General features: G+C 39.2%; 10 protein-coding genes. 6 read left to right on the top strand and 4 right to left on the bottom strand.

Features of this window, described 5'->3' with window-relative positions:
• The first annotated feature begins 2 nt into the window (after window positions 1-2).
• The 6 genes from EOJ36_RS06115 to EOJ36_RS06090 all read left to right on the top strand — a co-directional run bounded on the left by EOJ36_RS06115 (window position 3) and on the right by EOJ36_RS06090 (window position 13,570).
• Window positions 3-707, top strand: coding sequence for a hypothetical protein (locus EOJ36_RS06115; RefSeq protein ID WP_127803396.1), 705 nt, complete (start codon window positions 3-5; stop codon window positions 705-707).
• 15 nt (window positions 708-722) lie between these two features.
• Window positions 723-7,664 carry a beta strand repeat-containing protein gene (locus tag EOJ36_RS06110; RefSeq protein ID WP_127803393.1) on the top strand — a complete coding sequence of 2,314 codons (6,942 nt, stop codon included), beginning with the start codon at window positions 723-725 and terminating at the stop codon, window positions 7,662-7,664.
• A gap of 11 nt (window positions 7,665-7,675) precedes the next feature.
• Window positions 7,676-9,214 carry a hypothetical protein gene (locus tag EOJ36_RS06105; protein WP_127803390.1) on the top strand — a complete coding sequence of 513 codons (1,539 nt, stop codon included), beginning with the start codon at window positions 7,676-7,678 and terminating at the stop codon, window positions 9,212-9,214.
• A gap of 4 nt (window positions 9,215-9,218) precedes the next feature.
• On the top strand, window positions 9,219-10,244 hold the full coding sequence (locus tag EOJ36_RS06100; protein ID WP_127803387.1) for a hypothetical protein: 1,026 nt from the start codon (window positions 9,219-9,221) through the stop codon (window positions 10,242-10,244).
• A 50-nt stretch (window positions 10,245-10,294) separates the two neighbouring features.
• Window positions 10,295-12,919, top strand: coding sequence for a tail fiber domain-containing protein (locus EOJ36_RS06095; protein ID WP_164847857.1), 2,625 nt, complete (start codon window positions 10,295-10,297; stop codon window positions 12,917-12,919).
• 192 nt (window positions 12,920-13,111) lie between these two features.
• Window positions 13,112-13,570, top strand: a complete 459-nt coding sequence (locus tag EOJ36_RS06090) for a hypothetical protein (protein WP_127803383.1) — start codon at window positions 13,112-13,114, stop codon at window positions 13,568-13,570.
• Here the strand turns inward: EOJ36_RS06090 and EOJ36_RS06085 are convergent.
• The 4 genes from EOJ36_RS06085 to EOJ36_RS06070 form a co-directional block, all read right to left on the bottom strand.
• A complete protein-coding gene (locus EOJ36_RS06085) occupies window positions 13,567-15,033 on the bottom strand; it encodes a capsule assembly Wzi family protein (protein WP_127803381.1) in 1,467 nt (488 codons plus the stop codon). The two genes, EOJ36_RS06090 and EOJ36_RS06085, sit on opposite strands and share 4 nt — an antisense overlap.
• Before the next feature lie 237 nt (window positions 15,034-15,270).
• Window positions 15,271-16,194 carry an SDR family oxidoreductase gene (locus EOJ36_RS06080; RefSeq protein WP_127803379.1) on the bottom strand — a complete coding sequence of 308 codons (924 nt, stop codon included), beginning with the start codon at window positions 16,192-16,194 and terminating at the stop codon, window positions 15,271-15,273.
• The gene (locus EOJ36_RS06075) at window positions 16,181-17,191 is read right to left on the bottom strand and encodes a glycosyltransferase family 2 protein (protein ID WP_127803377.1); all 1,011 of its coding nucleotides are present in this window, start codon (window positions 17,189-17,191) and stop codon (window positions 16,181-16,183) included. The genes EOJ36_RS06080 and EOJ36_RS06075 overlap by 14 nt, the downstream gene beginning before the upstream one ends.
• Window positions 17,192-17,216: 25 nt before the next feature.
• On the bottom strand, window positions 17,217-17,945 hold the full coding sequence (locus EOJ36_RS06070; RefSeq protein ID WP_127803375.1) for an LOG family protein: 729 nt from the start codon (window positions 17,943-17,945) through the stop codon (window positions 17,217-17,219).

Genomic DNA, 17,945 nt, shown 5'->3' with positions numbered 1-17,945 from the left:
GGATGAAGTTGATTCGTTTAGTACCTGTGAGTTTTATTTGTTTTTGGATTTTGTCCAATTATGCAAATGCCCAAAATTTTCAGTTCTCCCTTGGGCGTAATCAAACAGACTACCATTTGGTAAATACCAATGGGCAGCCTGTTGATTATTTAAAACCTAGCAACGGAATGCATTTAAAAGCAGGGTATCATAAATTGTTTTTGGATACCCTTGCCCTTCAATTGTCCTCCCCTGAAAAGGCTTTGCAGTATTCTCAAAGGCCTATTTTGGCTAAGTTATTGAGTGTGTTAAGTTATTCAATTTCTGCACAAATGATGCAACTCAACGCTATTGGAGATGTGCAACAAATCCCCCTCCGATACGAAACGGATTATGCCGGGGTGGAAGTAGGCATAGGGGCTAAATTGAAAATAAAAAAACTTGTAGGAATTCGTGTCCAAGGTGTCATTTCTGGAAACAAATTACTCTATGGTTCCCAATTGGCAGGGAACAACTATTATCTGCTAAAAGGGAATGAACAATTTGATGGAATTAAGTTTTTAAAAGGCTTCCAAGTAGATATCAGCACTCAAATTAATCCCTCTACAGAATTTGTTTTTGGATATGGACAATATTCATCCTTGAATTCTTCGAGCGCAAATACCGGCAATTTTGACCTAACCACACAAACCATTTCGATGGGTTTGACATTTCGTATCAACAAGTAATAAAAATTTTGAATCATGAGGAAATACATCCAACTTATCCTTTTGTTGTTATTTTGTAATTCTTTTGTTTTTGCACAAACAAACTCAAAAGGGATTAATTACCAAGCCGTTGTATTAGACCCAAAACAAATAGATGTTCCCGGAGTAGCCATTACTGGGCAGCCACTGGCATCAGGGAACGTTTGTGTGAAATTTAGTATTCTAAAAGGGCAGTCCTTAGAATATGAAGAAACCCAACAAACAAAAACAGATGAATATGGACTCATAAATTTGACCATTGGGGCTGGACAAGCAACTAGCAATTCTAAAGCAATAACATTTGACGACCTTAAATGGGGATCCACCACTTTTGCCCTTAGTGTTTCAGTTAGTTTCGATGCCTGCACAAACTTTAAAGTAGTGAGTACCCAATTATTTAATTATACTCCTTACGCACTTTATGCAGAATCAGTTGAATATGTAAATGTTCGAAATGCCCCTAAAAATTTATCCGATTTTTCTAATGATGTAGGTTATATCACCAAAGAGGCCTTGAAACCCTTGCAAGATTCTTTGGCAAAAAATAAAACCGAAACCAACCAACGTTTTTTATTAGTCAATCAAGATATAGGCAGCTTGAAAAAGGAGGTGGTCAATCAGGGTACTCAAATCGTTGATATAAATAATAAAATCAGCAACTTGAATACACAGTTTGATTCCAAGCTAGAGGGGGTCAGCAATAACCTCGGGACCCAAATCAACAATACGAATAACCGGATTGATCAATTAGGCAATACGTATGAAGTGTTGAACAACAAATCAACTGCCATAGATTTAGGCAATGCGAATCCCAGCAACACCTTATATCCTTCTCAAAAAGCAGTAAAAACTTATGTGGACGTGACCATCCAAGATGCCGTGGCCACAGGTGCTCCAGATGCCACAACCTTGGCAAAAGGAAAAGTAAAATTAGCAGGAGATTTGGCAGGTACTGCCGAATTACCTACGGTTCCGGGCTTATTATTAAAAGAAGAGCTTGCCAATAAAACAACCGACATAACAGGAAACGCTAGCTCTCAAACGAAATATCCAACCGTAAAGGCCATCAAAGATTATGTGGATGCCTCGGTAACTGGCTTGGCTTTTCAAGCTAATTTGGACTTAAAAGCGAACATTGATTCTCCTACTTTTACAGGAACACCTGTTTTGCCTGGCGCTACTCAAGCAGTCACACAACCTTTGAACAATAATACGACCGCTATTGCCACAACTCAATTTGTACAATCGGCTCTAGCAGCAGGAGTAGTGGATGCCAATGCAACAACCAAGGGAAAAATCAAATTAACAGGGGATCTTGGAGGTACGGCTGATTCTCCAACAGTTCCTGGTTTGTCTTCCAAAGAGGTCTTGTCTAACAAATCCAATGATGCTAATTTAGGAACTAGTACTACATTATACCCGACGCAAGCTGCGGTGAAAACCTATGTAGATACCCAATTCGCTAATGGATCAATTCCAGATGCAACTACTACATCAAAAGGAAAAATACAATTGGGTGGCGATTTGAACGGAGTAGGTACAACTGCAGCTGCACCCGTTATTTCGGATAATGCCATTACAACGAATAAAATCAATGATGGTGCTGTAACCAATCCTAAAATTGCCAATGGTGCAGTTACCAATGCTAAAATTGGAGAAACAATCAGTGTTGCCAATGGTGGAACTGGAGCAACAACTGCAACAGGAGCTTTGACTAATTTAGGTGCTGAACCAACTGCCAACAAATCCAATGACGTGAATTTAGGAACAAGTTCTACTTTGTTTCCAACGCAAAATGCAGTTAAGAATTATGTAGATACGCAATTTGCCAATGCCGCTATTCCTGATGCAACAACCACTTCAAAAGGTAAAATTCAATTAGGTGGAGATTTAAATGGAGCAGGTACTACCGCCGCAGCTCCTGTCATTTCTGATGCTGCCATTACAACTAATAAATTGTTAAATGCCGCTGTGACCACTACAAAAATTGCCAATTTAGCAGTTACAGATGCAAAAATTAATTCAGTAAGTGGTTCAAAAGTTACGGGTAGTATACCTGGCAATGCTCAAAATGTCAATGGAATAGTTGATGTTGTCAATGGCGGTACAGGAAATGCAGGAACCTTAACAGGATATATTAAAGGAAATGGCGCTTCTCAAATGACTTCAAGCGCTACTATTCCAATCGCCGACATTGTGGATGGGCAAAGTGTATCTAATTTATCTACAGCTGTTGACTTGGGAAATACAGGCTCCAGTGATGTTTTATATCCTTCTCAAAAAGCAGTTAAAACCTATGTTGACTCGCGTACCAATAGCGCTATTGGTACATCTACACAAACTGCTTTGAATTTGAAAGAGGATGTAGCCAACAAAGATGCTAACGTAAACTTAGGAACAAGTAACACTGCTTACCCTACACAAAACGCCGTAAAAGCTTACGTGGATAATAAATTTGGAGGTACCAATGCTATCAATAGTTTAACAGGATTACCCAATATTGCCGATCAAAAAGTGTTGGGTAATATGTCGGGTGGAATTACGACTCCACAAGAATTACCTACTACAGGAACAGGAAATGTAGTATTTGGAACAAGTCCCGATATTTCTACTCCAACACTGACCAGTCCTGTATTAAATGGAACGATTTCGGGTTCTGCCGTTATGCCAATTGCTAATGGCGGAACAGGTGCAACTACTTTATCAAGTGGCTATGTAAAAGGTGGAGCAAGTTCGCTTTCTACAGTTTCTAATATTCCATGGCAAGACGTGACCGGAGCAGTACACACCGTAAATGGAAATACACCAGACCCAACAACTGGCAACGTTGCCATCGCTTTTGGTATGGTTACAACAGGTTTATTGGCCAATCGACCAGCAGTAGCAGGGACGAATAACGGTGATATTTATGTCGTTTCTGGTGAAACAGGAGCAACTGCCAGTGATAATGGAAGAACCTTTATCAGTACAGGAGGTGCAAGTGGTACGTGGAATGAAGTAACCCCAAATCAAGCTTCCCTAGATGCAAGATATGTTCAATTGGCTGGAAGTACGATGTCGGGAAATTTGATTTTTCCAACAGGTACCAAAGCAACTATGGCGGATGCTCCTGTAAATAATACAGACCTAGTCAATAAAGATTATGTAGATGCAAGAGTTTCTGCAGCAACGCCAGATGCCACCGCATTGGCAACAGGTAAAATTCAATTGGCGGGTGACTTGACAGGTTCTGCGACCAATCCTTTGGTTAATAATAAAGCAATTACCTTCCCTAAAATGCAAGATGTTTCAACAAATGTCGTGTTAGGTAGAAGTTCCACTGGATCGGGAAGTATCGAAGCCTTGACTACCTTGCCCGTTGCTACCTTACCCGCTTTAACTGGGGATGTAACAACCGTTTCAGGAACAGCGGCTACAACTATTACTGATCATGCGGTTACTTACAATAAAATTCAAAACCTTTCTGCACAAAGCCTTTTATTAGGAACTGGAAGCAATGGAGGAACCTCATTAACTGAAATCTCATTGGGAACAGGTTTAACTATGAACAATGGTGTGTTAAATTCGACCATCGGAACTGTAACAAATGTTTCTGGTACACCTAATAGAGTATCTGTTACCAATGGAACAACCACTCCAACAGTAGATATAGCTTCCAATTATGTTGGACAATCATCGATTACAACTTTAGGAACTGTGACAGCTGGTACTTGGAGTGCATCAACCATCGGTGTTGCGTATGGTGGTACAGGTGTTACAACCTTAGCCGCGGGTTATGTAAAAGCGGATGGAACTAATCCTTTGACTACCACTGCTACGATTCCAGTGGCAGATGTAGTTGATGCGGAGACTATTAATAATAAATCAACTGCCACAGATTTAGGCGGAAGTACCCCAACCGATATCAAATACCCCTCTCAATTAGCAGTTAAAACCTATGTAGATGCAACTGTTGCGGGAGCAACACCAGACGCAACAACAAGTTTTTTAGGAAAAGTGAAATTAGGAGGTGATTTAGCCGGCACAGGAACTACGGCAAATGCCCCAATTATTACTTCGGGTGCTATTTCTACCCTTAAAATCGCTGATGCAGCGGTTACTACTGCTAAGATTGCCGATGCCAATGTAACAACTGCAAAAATCGCTGATTTAAATGTTACAAATGCGAAAGTATCAGCAGATGCCATTACCACAGATAAAATCAAAGACGGAGAAGTTCAAACAGCCGATATTAAAGATGCCAATGTAACTACAGCAAAAATTGCGGATTTAAATGTAACAAATGGAAAAATTGCAGAAGCGGCAGTTACTACCAATAAAATAGCAGCAGGTACGAGCAATACTGTTTTAGTAACAGATGCGACTGGTGCTGTTGCATGGTTGGATAAAAATAGTTTTGGGGCAGTGGCGGATATGACCAGCATCGAAGGAGCTGGAACCACAGCAAGTCCTTTCAAAGTAAAAGATTTAGGTATAGTAACAGCTAAAATCGCTGATGCTGCGGTTACTACTGCTAAGATTGCGGATGCAAATGTAACGACGGCAAAAATCGCTGATTTAAATGTTACAAATGTGAAAGTAGCAGCAGATGCTATTACCACAGATAAAATCAAAGATGGCGAAGTTCTAACAGTGGATATCAAAGATGCAAATGTAACGACCGCAAAAATTGCGGATTTGAATGTAACGAATGCGAAGTTAGAAGCAGATGCTATTACCACAGATAAAATCAAAGATGGCGAAGTACAAACAGCGGACATCAAAGATGCGAATGTAACAACCGCTAAAATTGCCTCCGGAACTGCGAATCAAGTTTTAAAAACAAATTCGACTGGGACAGGGGTAGAGTGGGGTAAATTATCTTCTGATAATTTGATTGGTAAGGATTTGACAGCTGGAGATGCTTCAATAACTGTTACAGATGGCGTTGGAGCTACTTTAATTAATTCCAACATAAAAGTGGCAGACCTAGGAATTACCACTGCAAAGATTGCTGAAGCTGCCATAACCAATGCTAAAATAGGAGAAATAGTTTCTGTTTCAAAGGGCGGTACTGGTTCCGATTTGAGTACTACATTAGGCTATGTAAAACAGGCAAGTGTCGGTGCTAATTTTACTACTCTTTCTAGTATTCCGGTGGCTGATGTTTCAGGTGCGGTTCGTTCGGTCAATGGAATCACTCCAGTTCCTTCCACAGGTAATGTAGCCATTGCTTTTGGAAAGGTTACAACTGGTACACTCGCACTACTTCCGGCTATTAGTACCACTAACAATGGAGATATTTATGTGGTTTCAGGGGATCCAATTGCTTCCAATAATGGTAGAACCTTCATAAGTACAGGAGCCTCAGGTGCTTGGAATGAAGTATCTGTCAATCAGGCCTCTCTTGATGCTCGATATGTACAATTATCGGGTAGTGTGATGTCAGGAAATTTGGATTTTCCAACTACTACAAAAATTACCTTAGCAGATGCTCCAAATAATGCGACAGATGCTGCAAATAAAGCCTATGTAGATTCTAAGATATCTTCTGCTACTCCAGATGCTACCACGTTAGCAACAGGTAAAATTCAATTAGCTGGAGATTTAACAGGTACCGCCTCAGCACCCGAGGTTGGAACAGGAAAAATTACCTCCAATAAAATTTTAGATGGAACCGTGGCAACCGTTGACCTTGCTAATTCTTCAATTACCAATGCAAAGATTGGAGAGGTGATTACGATAGCCAATGGAGGAACAGGGGCTAGTACCGCTTCCGATGCACTAACCAATTTGGGCGCCGAAGCCGTTGTAAACAAATCTACAGCAGTAGATATGGGTGGTGCTGCTGCTAATGATGTTAAATATCCAACTCAACTTGCTGTTAAAACTTTTGTTCAAAATATGCTAAATGCAGGTATAGGAACTTCTACTAATACGGCTTTGAATTTAAAAGAAGATCTTATCAATAAATCTACGGCGACGGATTTAGGGGGTGTTTCTGCTAATAATACATCTTATCCTTCTCAATTAGCCGTTAAAACCTATGTCGATAACGCTACATCCGCTATTAATACATTGGCTGATGGAAAAATTTATGTGGGTAATGCCTCCAATGAAGCGACAGAGGTCAGCATTTCAGGTGATATAACAATGAGTAATGCTGGAGTTGCCAGCATTGGGGCATCAAAAGTGCTCACAGGTATGATAGCAGATGGAACCATCGTTGTTTCGGATCTTGCCAATGATGCCATCGAAACTGCCAAAATAAAAGATGAAAACGTAACCACCAGCAAAATTGCCAATGCTGCTATTACAAATAGTAAAATAGGAGAAACAATTTCTGTAGCGAATGGCGGTACAGGAGCCACTACATTGACTGGTTATGTGAAAGGAAATGGAACTTCTGCAATGACAGCCAGTTCAACAATTCCTGTAGCAGATGTAATGGGTGCTCAGACTACGGCTAATTTATCTTCAAATATCACGACCAATACGGGTTCAACAATTATGTACCCTAGTGTAGCAGCAGTTGAAACGTATGTGAGTGCCAACGCCACTCCGAATGCCGATGCAAGTACATTAGGTAAAATCCAACTAACTGGCGACTTGGGCGGCACCTCAACGGCACCAGCTGTTGTTAAAATTCAAGGAACACCAGTAAGTACCACCACGCCAACAACCAATCAGCTTCTACAATTTGATGGTACCAATTGGATTCCTGTTTCAAAAAGTTCAGTAGCTCAAATGGAAACAGATGAATTTATCGCAACAGCAGGTCAAACTTCTTTTACTTTAACTAATACCCCTCTGGGTAAAGTCGCCATGTTTGTAAACGGTATACGAGTACCTAAAGATGCCATTAGTTTATCTGGCGATACAGTTACCTATGTTCCTTCTAACAATGGATCTTACGCCCTTTTGGTGAATGATCGAGTTTCTTTTGACTACATATATTAATGTTTGACATAATGAAATATCACATCCACAAAAAATATTTTTTCAGGACAGCTTTTTTTATAGGTCTATTTTGTTTGTTCACGATTGAATTATTTGCACAAAATGCAGTTGTAGATAAAAATGGTAAAGAAATTACGGTAGGTTCTAACTTTTCTCTTTCAGGTGGAACAACAGATGCGGGAACCGATAAAACCAACGCCATTTACCGCTTAGGTAATTTGGGAATTGGGACAAACGCACCTGCCAATAAATTGGAAATCAACCAGGGGACAGCCGGTAACTCAGGTTTGCGATTTACGAATTTGACGTCATCCAGCACAGCCAACACTTCATCCAGCAAAGTATTAGGCGTGGATAGCAATGGAGATGTGATTTTAACCAACGTTCCAGGTACACAAAATATTGTAACTTTTTCTACGGCTACACCAACCACAGCTGGAGTTGTTTTTACACCTGATACTCCCTCAGATCAAAGTGTGGTGTATCAATCAAGTGTAGACAATAGTCTTTGGACCTACAACGGAACAAGCTATGTGACCTACACGGCACCTGCCTCCACGGCATGGAATTTGGCAGGCACAACGAATGATGCAGGTGGTAATAAAACGGCTGCTATTTGGAGAAGTGGAAGTATTGGTGTAGGTATAAATAATCCTTTATCGACATTACACGTACAAAACCCAACACTTGCTACAGCTAGCATTAATGCCAGTGCTCAAGTGTTGCGATTATCTCGAATTAGACAAGAGGGTGTAAAATTTGGACATGTTGCACAATTTAGTTTAGGGTCTTATGGAACAGGAGGTACTGCCCAAACTCGATTAGATTTGGGATTGAACAATGGTGGAGATGAAACAACTTTGAGTGATGTAATGTCTTGGCATGCCAATGGAAATGTGGGCATCGGGACAACTTCCCCAGGCTATAAGTTGTCTGTTATAGGAAATGCTAGTATACAGCCGAATACTTTAAATAATGGTTCAGGTGAGCCTGTTTGGTTCGAAGTATATGGTAAAGCGCCGACTGGGGTAGATACACAGGTTGGAGGAATTAAATTAGGATGGTATAATACTTTTGGAGGAATTGAAGTAGTCAGACCCGGAAGTGCTACTGGTGTAGGATTAGCCTTCAATTACGCCACCACAGGTGGGACAACGATGGAGGGTTTTCGATTAACGAACAGCGGTAATGTTGGGATTGGGACAAAAGCTCCGGTTTCTAAATTAGAAGTAAATGGATCGGCCACTAATACCGCTGCTTTCAATTCGGGGTCTGCCACCGCCATATTATTTGGAAACAGTAATTTGGCATATACTTCGGCAAGTCCTACAGCTTTTAATTTACAAGGTATGAAAGATGGTGGAACCTACACATTAGCTGTGCAAGGGACTTCATCTGGTACTTCTAGCTTTACAGGATTAAGTCCATCTGGCGCCTCCTTTACTTTTCTTTCTACCAATAATGGACCGACCATTTCGGGTAAACATACCTTGTATACATTTATTGTTATGGGTACAACGGTTTATTATTACATGGAACCCGGTTTTTAAGGATATGAAAAAATGTATATTTCTTTTCTTTTTTAGTCTTTCAAACGTAATCCATGCGCAAGTTCCAGGTACACCGGTTTTACATTCACACATATTTGTGTTTAGAGGTCTTTTGGATCAAGTAGAGCAAACGGCGTCTTTCGCACTGAGTACTAGAAAATTAAGAAATGCCTACACGGGCCCTGCCTTACGAGTGAGAAGGAGTGGAGATGATGCCCAGGCAGATGTAGCGTTTGATGCAAATAATGTGGTATCAGATAATAGTGTGGTAACCATTGCCGCTGCGGGGACTTCTGGTTTAGCGCTAAATTCGACGATGTCTTTAGCGTCCTTCAGAAGCGGTCGTACGTTAAACGTATCCATTTGGTATGATCAAAGTTTAAATGGGTATAATGGCGTACAAACATCCACTGCTCGTCAACCTGCCTTAGAAATAGCAAATGCCGGTGCATCGAATGCATATGCGACGTTGTCATTTGTTGGCGCTAACAAAACTAATGTAACCATTAATCAACCCTTACCTACTTTATTAGGAAGTGGCCTTAGAGGTAGTGTTTTGTTGATTGCTAAAATATTGGCAGGATCTGGTACAAATAATTCATTCGGTTATTCAGATATTTCTAATAATTCTATTAGGTGGTCGGCACACATGAATTGGCCTTCTGATAATAATTATATGTACACAGATTTTGGTAACTCTGCCGATGTGGGTAGATATTTTTTAAATAATAGCACACTTGGATTTAATGCTTATAAACAATACACATTAATTAGAAATCCAACGGATAAAATAGTCCGGGTGAGTGGATCAGCTAAAAACAATTCGAATTTAAATTTTAATACGCCTCCAACTTGGTCTGCTGGGTCTACTTTTGGAGTAGGCATTACAACAGGATCCTTGGATAGCGTTCTGAATCAAAATGGATTTACTGGCAATATCCCAGAATTTATTTTATTCTCAGAACCATTAAATAGAGTACAATATTCAACATTAGAAAACAACCAAATTATTTTTTGGGGGTCTTATTGACAAAATTAAAATTGAAGCGTTCAACTATATTAATAATACTTATGAAATTTATGCATTCTGAACTAAAACTTCGAATTTTTGGTATAACCACTTTTATTTTTAGTTTAATCACTTCAGCATCTCTAGCACAAAATGCGGTAGTGGATAGATATGGTAAAGAAATTACGGTAGGTTCTAACTTTTCTCTTTCAGGTGGAACAACAGATGCAGGAACCGATAAAACCAACGCCATTTACCGCTTAGGTAATTTGGGAATTGGGACAAACGCACCTGCCAATAAATTGGAAATCAACCAGGGGACTGCCGGTAACTCAGGTTTGCGATTTACGAATTTGACGTCTTCTAGCACAGCTAACACATCATCCAGCAAAGTATTGGGCGTGGATAGCAATGGAGATGTGATTTTAACCAACGTGCCAGGTACACAAAATATTGTAACTTTTTCTACGGCTACACCAACGACCTCTGGTGTGGTTTTTACACCCGATACTCCCTCGGATCAAAGTGTGGTGTATCAATCAAGTGTAGACAACAGTCTTTGGACCTACAACGGAACTACCTATGTGACCTACACGGCGCCTGCCTCCACGGCATGGAATTTGGCTGGTACCACAAATGATGCAGGAAGTAATAAAACGGCCAGCATTTGGAGAGGTGGTAGTGTGGGAATTGGAGGTAATAGTTTTACCCCTTCTGTACCATTAGAAGTTCAATCTTCGACAGTTGGTCCCTTCACAACAGTAGCCAGATTTTTTGCACCAACCAATACAACTGCAGGCCATGCTACCCAATTAAATTTTGGTACGGCTAATGCAAAAGGAAATAGTTCAGAGTGGCGATTTGTTTATCAAGGTAATGATGCTGCGAATAATCGAGTAGATTTTGGAATGAATGGTTACGTTACCCCTATGATCAATTATTTAAGAAGTGGTAATGTGGGTATAGGCATAAGTACACCAGTTGCAACCCTGGATGTTAATAGTCAGACGGCAGCAACACAGGCACCCAATGTGGATGTCACTATTTTAAAGCTTTCTAGGCCCACTTCTTCAGGGTCAAAATTTGGTAACGTTGCTCAATTCAATTTAGGAACTTATGCACAATTAGGTGCCACGGCCTATTCTAGGATGGATTTAACAATGAACGATGGACTGGATATAACGACCATGAGTCCGGTGATGACTTGGCAGGCAAATGGCTTCGTAGGGGTAGGCATTAATACGCCTACTATTAATTTAGATGTGAAAGGCGGAGGTTCGTTTAGAAATGGTAATGATTCAGGTGTTTTTACAAAAAATCAACTGTTATTCGGTTATAATTCAACAAGTAATTATGCCCACGCGATAAAAACAAGACATCAAGGTGGTGCTGCTGCGGGCAATGCAATTGATTTCTACACTTGGACCAATGCAAATGCCGCCTCTGCTATTGGCACTAAACATGTTTTTACGATTGACGGCTCTGGAAGAGTTGGTGTAGGTACAACAAGCCCAACATCTACCATACATGCCATTAATTCATTATCGGCTACTAACACAGTTAATGCAGACGCTCAAATGTTACGCTTTTCTCGTCCAGCAGTCAATGGTGTAAAATGGGATAACATTGCTCAGTTTGATTTAGGGACTTATGGCACAACTACATTCGCGTCTTCTCGATTAGATCTTGGACTTACTGACGGTGATAATAATACGGTAATAAGTAAAGTAATGACATGGCAAGGAAACGGGAACGTCGGTATAGGAACAACAGCTCCCTTAACGAAATTGGTAGTCAATGACAATGCATATATTGCAAGCTTACCTACTACATCTACTAATCTAATGGATAATTCCACATTTAGACCCTTAATTCGTTTTCAAACCACTTCAGGTGTTAACAATAACTCAATTAGTTACTATTTAACAACATCTTCAGCAGCTGTTCAAGCTCACAACTATTCAACTGGGAATGTTTTGCCATATATAATTCAACCAGCAGGAGGAAATGTTGGTATAGGAACCAATTCACCAGAATCGCTCTTCCATGTAAAAGGGGCTACCGGAGGTATCACGCTGGAAAGAACCGCTGGAACAGCGCCATACGATCAGGCATTTATAAAAATGATTAATAAAGATGGAGGGTCCTTTCAATTGAGAAATATTTCGGGTACATCAGACGGTTTTACCTTAACCAATGGACTAGCTAGTACGAATTATATCACAGGTTTATCCACCGGAAATATAGGAATAGGTACAACAACTCCAGGTTATAAATTAGATGTTTCAGGAGATATCAATGCCAGCGGCTCTGTTCGCGCGGCTGGTACAGCCTTAACCTCTGATCTCCGCTTAAAAAGTAATATCGTAAATCTCAATAGCGGTTTGACCAAAATCATGCAATTGCGCCCGGTTAATTATGACAAGAAAATGTCATTAGATGCTGCTTCTAATAGCATCAATGAAAACGGTTTCATCGCGCAAGAACTCCAAAAAGTGATGCCTGAATTGGTTAGTGAAGGTAAAGACAAGGATAAATTATTGAGCGTGAACTATACGGCTATTATTCCGGTATTAACAAAGGCCATTCAAGAACAACAAATTCAAATTGAAAACAATCAAGCACTTATCCAAAAGCAACAAAATCAGATCAATGAACTGAAAGAATTGGTAGAAAAATTGGTTAATAAGAAGTAAATAAAGCTGAGTATTACATCGTAGTAAATTTCTTGCTATCTTCGTTTTTAAAATTGGACAACATTTTTAAAGTACGAACGTTGTATCATGCAAATCGATTTACTTTCATGAAGAAATTAAACTTATTTTTATTTTTAGTTCTTTTAGCATTTACTTTTTCTGCTCATTCTCAATTTTGGTTTTTGGGTCAAAATGGTAAAAAAGCACAGGTGCTTTCCAAATTTAAACCTTATTCTTCCGTTTCTTTTGGAGCTGGATCTGCGAATTATTATTAATCCTTCAGGAGGAAATGTAGGAATAGGTACTCTAGACCCAAAATCAAAATTGGAAGTAAATGGTTCTTTTACCAATGCCAGTGCCTACAATTCAGGCGCCGCCACGGCTATTTTATTTGGAAACAGTAACTTAACTTATACAACAGCTAGTCCTGGTGCGTTTAACCTTCAAGGAATGAAAGATGGTGGAACCTATACTTTAGCAGTTCAAGGAACTACAGCTAATACTTCGTCTTTTACAGGTTTAAATCCTGCTGGAACCTCATTTGTCTTTTTATCGGCCAATAATGGACAAACAGTTGTTTTAAAACAAACCATTTATACATTCATAGTAATGGGAACAACTGTTTATTATTATATGGAGGCAGGATTTTAAAACAAATCCTTCCTCAAGGAAACCATTAATCCCAAGGCGTTTTGTAGTCTATAACCTTGGTTGTAGCCTATTTGGGCTGTCCAGGTATAAGATTTTTTAAACGCTCCATTAACTTGTAAGGCCCAGGCCGTTTGTGATTCCATTTCTTCGTCTGTGAGGCGAGGGGACAAATGATTTCTTGGCGTAGCATATCTACTCACGGAGCCTCTAAATAGGTAACTTAATTCATCGGTAATTGCACCTCCCAGGCCTATATAGTAAGCCTTTGTGGCATTTTTTGAAAAGGAAAATCCTTCGTTTTTGATAAAAGCACTCTCTCTGTCAATGGGAATCAAAGGATTTCCTAAACCTTTCCCAAAATAAGCCCAAGGGCCGTGTGTGTTGTTGTAATAGGATTCTATTTGGGACATTTGGGAATCCTTGAGGCCCAAGAATTCTGAAATTCCGGAAAGATAATTTCCTTGGTTTGCAGTATAAATATATTCAAATACCAAATGATTGATGGGTAATCGTTTGGGTAACTTCCAACTAAGGCCGGTTATCCCATCGTTGACAGTAGATAAGCTCGACAATCGGCCCGTTTCGAAGGGGGTCTGCTTATAAAACATAAATCGACCCAATTTTTTATCCTGAAATTGAAGGGCCAAATCAACACTTCCCAGATGATTCCCATATTGATTGCCTGAGTCGTCTCCTGTCGTATTCGGATCAATCTCCACAATGGACCTATCTTTTATGGCGGTTACCACATAAAAATAGGTGGCAAGATTGCTTGGAAATTGTTCTTGGGTAGATTTTCTAACACCTGCCCAAGAAACATTGTGGTTTAATCCTCCAAAAAAATTGAATTTCGAACTCCTTTTTCCAATTCTTCCATAAAGTGATTTTTGGTGAAGTAAGGCGCCTATTACGGGCCCAAAATTGTCTTGAAATCCATCAGAATATTGCATTTGTACACCCAGCCAACCTTTAAATATATCTAGGTAATCTAAGGTTCCAAAATGAATTTTAACGGGGGGCATTGCATTTCCAGAAAACGTCCAAAAACCAGAACTTAAGGTACTATCGCCTAATCCTATTAATTCTTTTTTCCTTCCCATCCACAACTCCCAATGCTTTGATCGACCTGCTACAAATGCTTGTATTATGCGAATATCATTCTCCTTTCCTCCAAAAGCAACAGCCTCAACTCCATATTTCCAATCGTATTTTTTAGCTTTCTGGTAAGCTTTTGTAGGCACAAAATAGTTTTTTCCGTAGTATCCTTTTACAATTCCCGTTGCACCTTGATAGGGCACGGCGCCATATTGTAAACTTTGAAACCAAAGGGGAGAATATCCACTCGTAGAAGCCATAGCCCCAGCTTCTACATAAGAATGTGTTAACGTATCTTCCAAAACACGCGCATGCGTAGCTTTAGATAAAAGTAGAAAAGTGAATACTAAGAAAAGAGTATTTCTCATAATAATAGACTAAAGCTAAAATTCAATTGCTTGTTTTAAAATGTAAATCGTGTGATATATGTAATTTTAAACAAATTATACATATTTCATTTAGGTAATACCTTTAAAAAATTATAAAATTTCTTATAATTTGACAATTTGGACTTGTGTTTTAAAAATTTATACTTTTATTTGAATTGAATTTAGTTTGTTGATGAAGTATACTGGCAAAGCCATCGGATTTTCAGGTGGCTTTCTTCATTTTAAAGTTTGAAATATCTTGCGCAAGCCCATTTCTATTGGGCTAATCGCTAGTTCCTTTGGCTTCAATTTTGCATTAAATGTATTGTCTAAACTGTTGTCTAAAACCAATCTAAAGCTATTTAAAACAGGCTTGTTAATCAACTCACTCACTTTAGTGCAAATTTCTAATATATTACTCGATTTCCCAGAAATTAACCAATTAATTTGAGTTGTCCCAAGCTTTAAACTAGATAAATCGCTATTTTCAATCTTTGCCACCACAAATTTTGCAATATCACCTACATAGATATAATCTCGTAAAGCTGTCTTTGAAGCAAAAATTTCAATAAACTGATTTTTATTGGCACAAATAAGCAACTTAGCAATTAGACCTATTCTAGCCTTAGGGCTATAACCATAAACAGTGCTTGGTCTATAAATGATACGATTGACCAAACCTTCGGAACGGTTCAACAAATCTTCTTGTTTTAATTTCCAATGTCCATAAGGGCGCATGGGTTTCGGTTTGCTTTGCTCATTTACAAGTACCTGTCCTTCAAATAAACCTCCCGCTGAACTAAACAAATGAAAACTACATGAATTTTGTGGAATTAAAGCTTGTTGCAACCAATTTAAGACTCTTTCAAAATCAGCAAATTCTATTTGAAAATCTGAATCAGTAGAGAAAAATCCACCTTTCCCCGCAGACCAGATAAGTTGAATGGCAACACCTTTGCCTCGTGCAAAAATAAACTCTTTGATTTGGTTCAATTCCTCTATTTGTGCATCTTCTTTTCCCCATGAAAACGGAAATTGATGAAATGTGCAGGAAAATTGCTTGTCAAATTCCTGTAAAATACTTTCTCCAATTAGTCCCACCCCAAATAATAAAATCAGTTTTGAGGAATCTTTACCTAATTTAGATTCAATGACGACCATTTCTTTTTTCTAAATAAGTAAGCAATTCAGCTGGAGCCGACCGATTAATTACAAAAAAAACAGGCTTTCCTTGGGCCTTTAGGACCACTAGCGACAAGTATTCTAAAATGATTGACAACAAAATGATGCTCGTTGCCCCAAATATCATAGTCGTAATAATTAAAGAGGGCCAGCCTCTTGAACCAAATTTGCCAGGATGCATTATCTCATTGAAAATGATAAATCCCGAATATAGAACACCCACAAAAAAGATTAAAATTCCCAAAAATGCAATGCTTCTATATAAATTGATTTTTGAGGATAAAATTAATCTTCTGGCATGTTCAATGAGCTTTAAAAAGGAATACCCACTTTTATTGTTTTCAGCCATTCTTTGGTCCTGAATTTCCAAAGAAACCTGCCCAATTGCCTGGGTAAACCAAGTCAACGAAACATCAAAATAGGTGTCGGGCCCACAAACGCTTGCTGCAGAGCGTGCGATTTCCCCACGCATCAATCGGAAACTATTGAAATAGGCAATGTGCTTATCCCCAGTTAGCCAAACCATCATTTTTTTAAAATAGCTCGAAGTAAAATCCCTACTTACTTTTCCATGGGGGCCATTTTGCGGATTTGCATAGACTACATCTTTTTCCTCCTTGATGGCCTTGTATAAAAGCTGCTCAATTTTTTCAGGGGGGTGCTGTAGGTCTTCATCTAAAGTAATTACCCAATTGCCAGATGAGTGTAGAATTCCAGCAATTGTGGCCGGATGCTGCCCAAAGTTTCTAGACAAACTTAATGCATGCACCCACTGATTTTCCTCACTTATTTTTTGTAAAACAGGTAAAGAATTGTCGATGGACTGATCGTCTACAAAGATTAATTCTCCCAAGGCCAAGGGGGCTTCTTCTTGCTCCCATTGTTCTCTAACGGTCTTAATTCTTTGAAACAATTCCTGAACGTATTGAGAACCTGAATAAATTGGTACAACAACACTCAATTGGGTTTTTATCATAATCCACTTAAATCTTACGAAAATACTAAACTTTTTCCACAATTTTCTGTTCTCCCAAAATCCAAAGAGGTTGACTTGGCTTCAAGATTGGACGTTTTGAGCGGAACGATTTGATGTGTTCAAAAGCTAAATCTATATCGTCTGTGAATAATATATTTTTAAAATCACCCTCACTTACTGTCTTTATTTTTATCAAATTGTCTAAAAAATCTATCAAAGATTGATGGTGTTCAACACCCATTACGACCACCGGGAAATTGCTAATCTTGCCCGTTTGAATCAAAGTCGCCACCTCAAAGAACTCATCTAATGTTCCAAGTCCTCCGGGCATAACCACAAATCCAGAAGAGTATTTTCGCAACAACTCCTTACGAACAAAAAAGTACTTGATATTTACAAACTTGTCTAAATAGGGATTAGGTTTTTGTTCAAAGGGCAATTCAATATTACAGCCCAGTGACAAGGCCCCCGCATCTTTTGCACCTCTGTTGGCAGCTTCCATGATACCCGGCCCTCCGCCCGACATGATCGCATAGCCGACCTTTCCTAATTTTGTTGCAAGCTCTTGCGCTTTTTGATAATACTCATGCGTTTCGTCAAATCGGGCTGAACCAAAAATCGTGATGCAAGGCCCAATAAAATGGAGGTTTCTAAAGCCCTTTATAAATTCCAATAATACATCAAACGAAAAAACTAATTCCTTCCATCTTGATCTTGCTCCTTTAAGGTATTCAAATTCTTTTTTTGTTTTCAT

This window comes from Sandaracinomonas limnophila (assembly GCF_004005965.1).
Taxonomy (GTDB): domain Bacteria; phylum Bacteroidota; class Bacteroidia; order Cytophagales; family Spirosomataceae; genus Sandaracinomonas; species Sandaracinomonas limnophila.
This window is presented reverse-complemented; position numbering and strand designations above follow the sequence as displayed.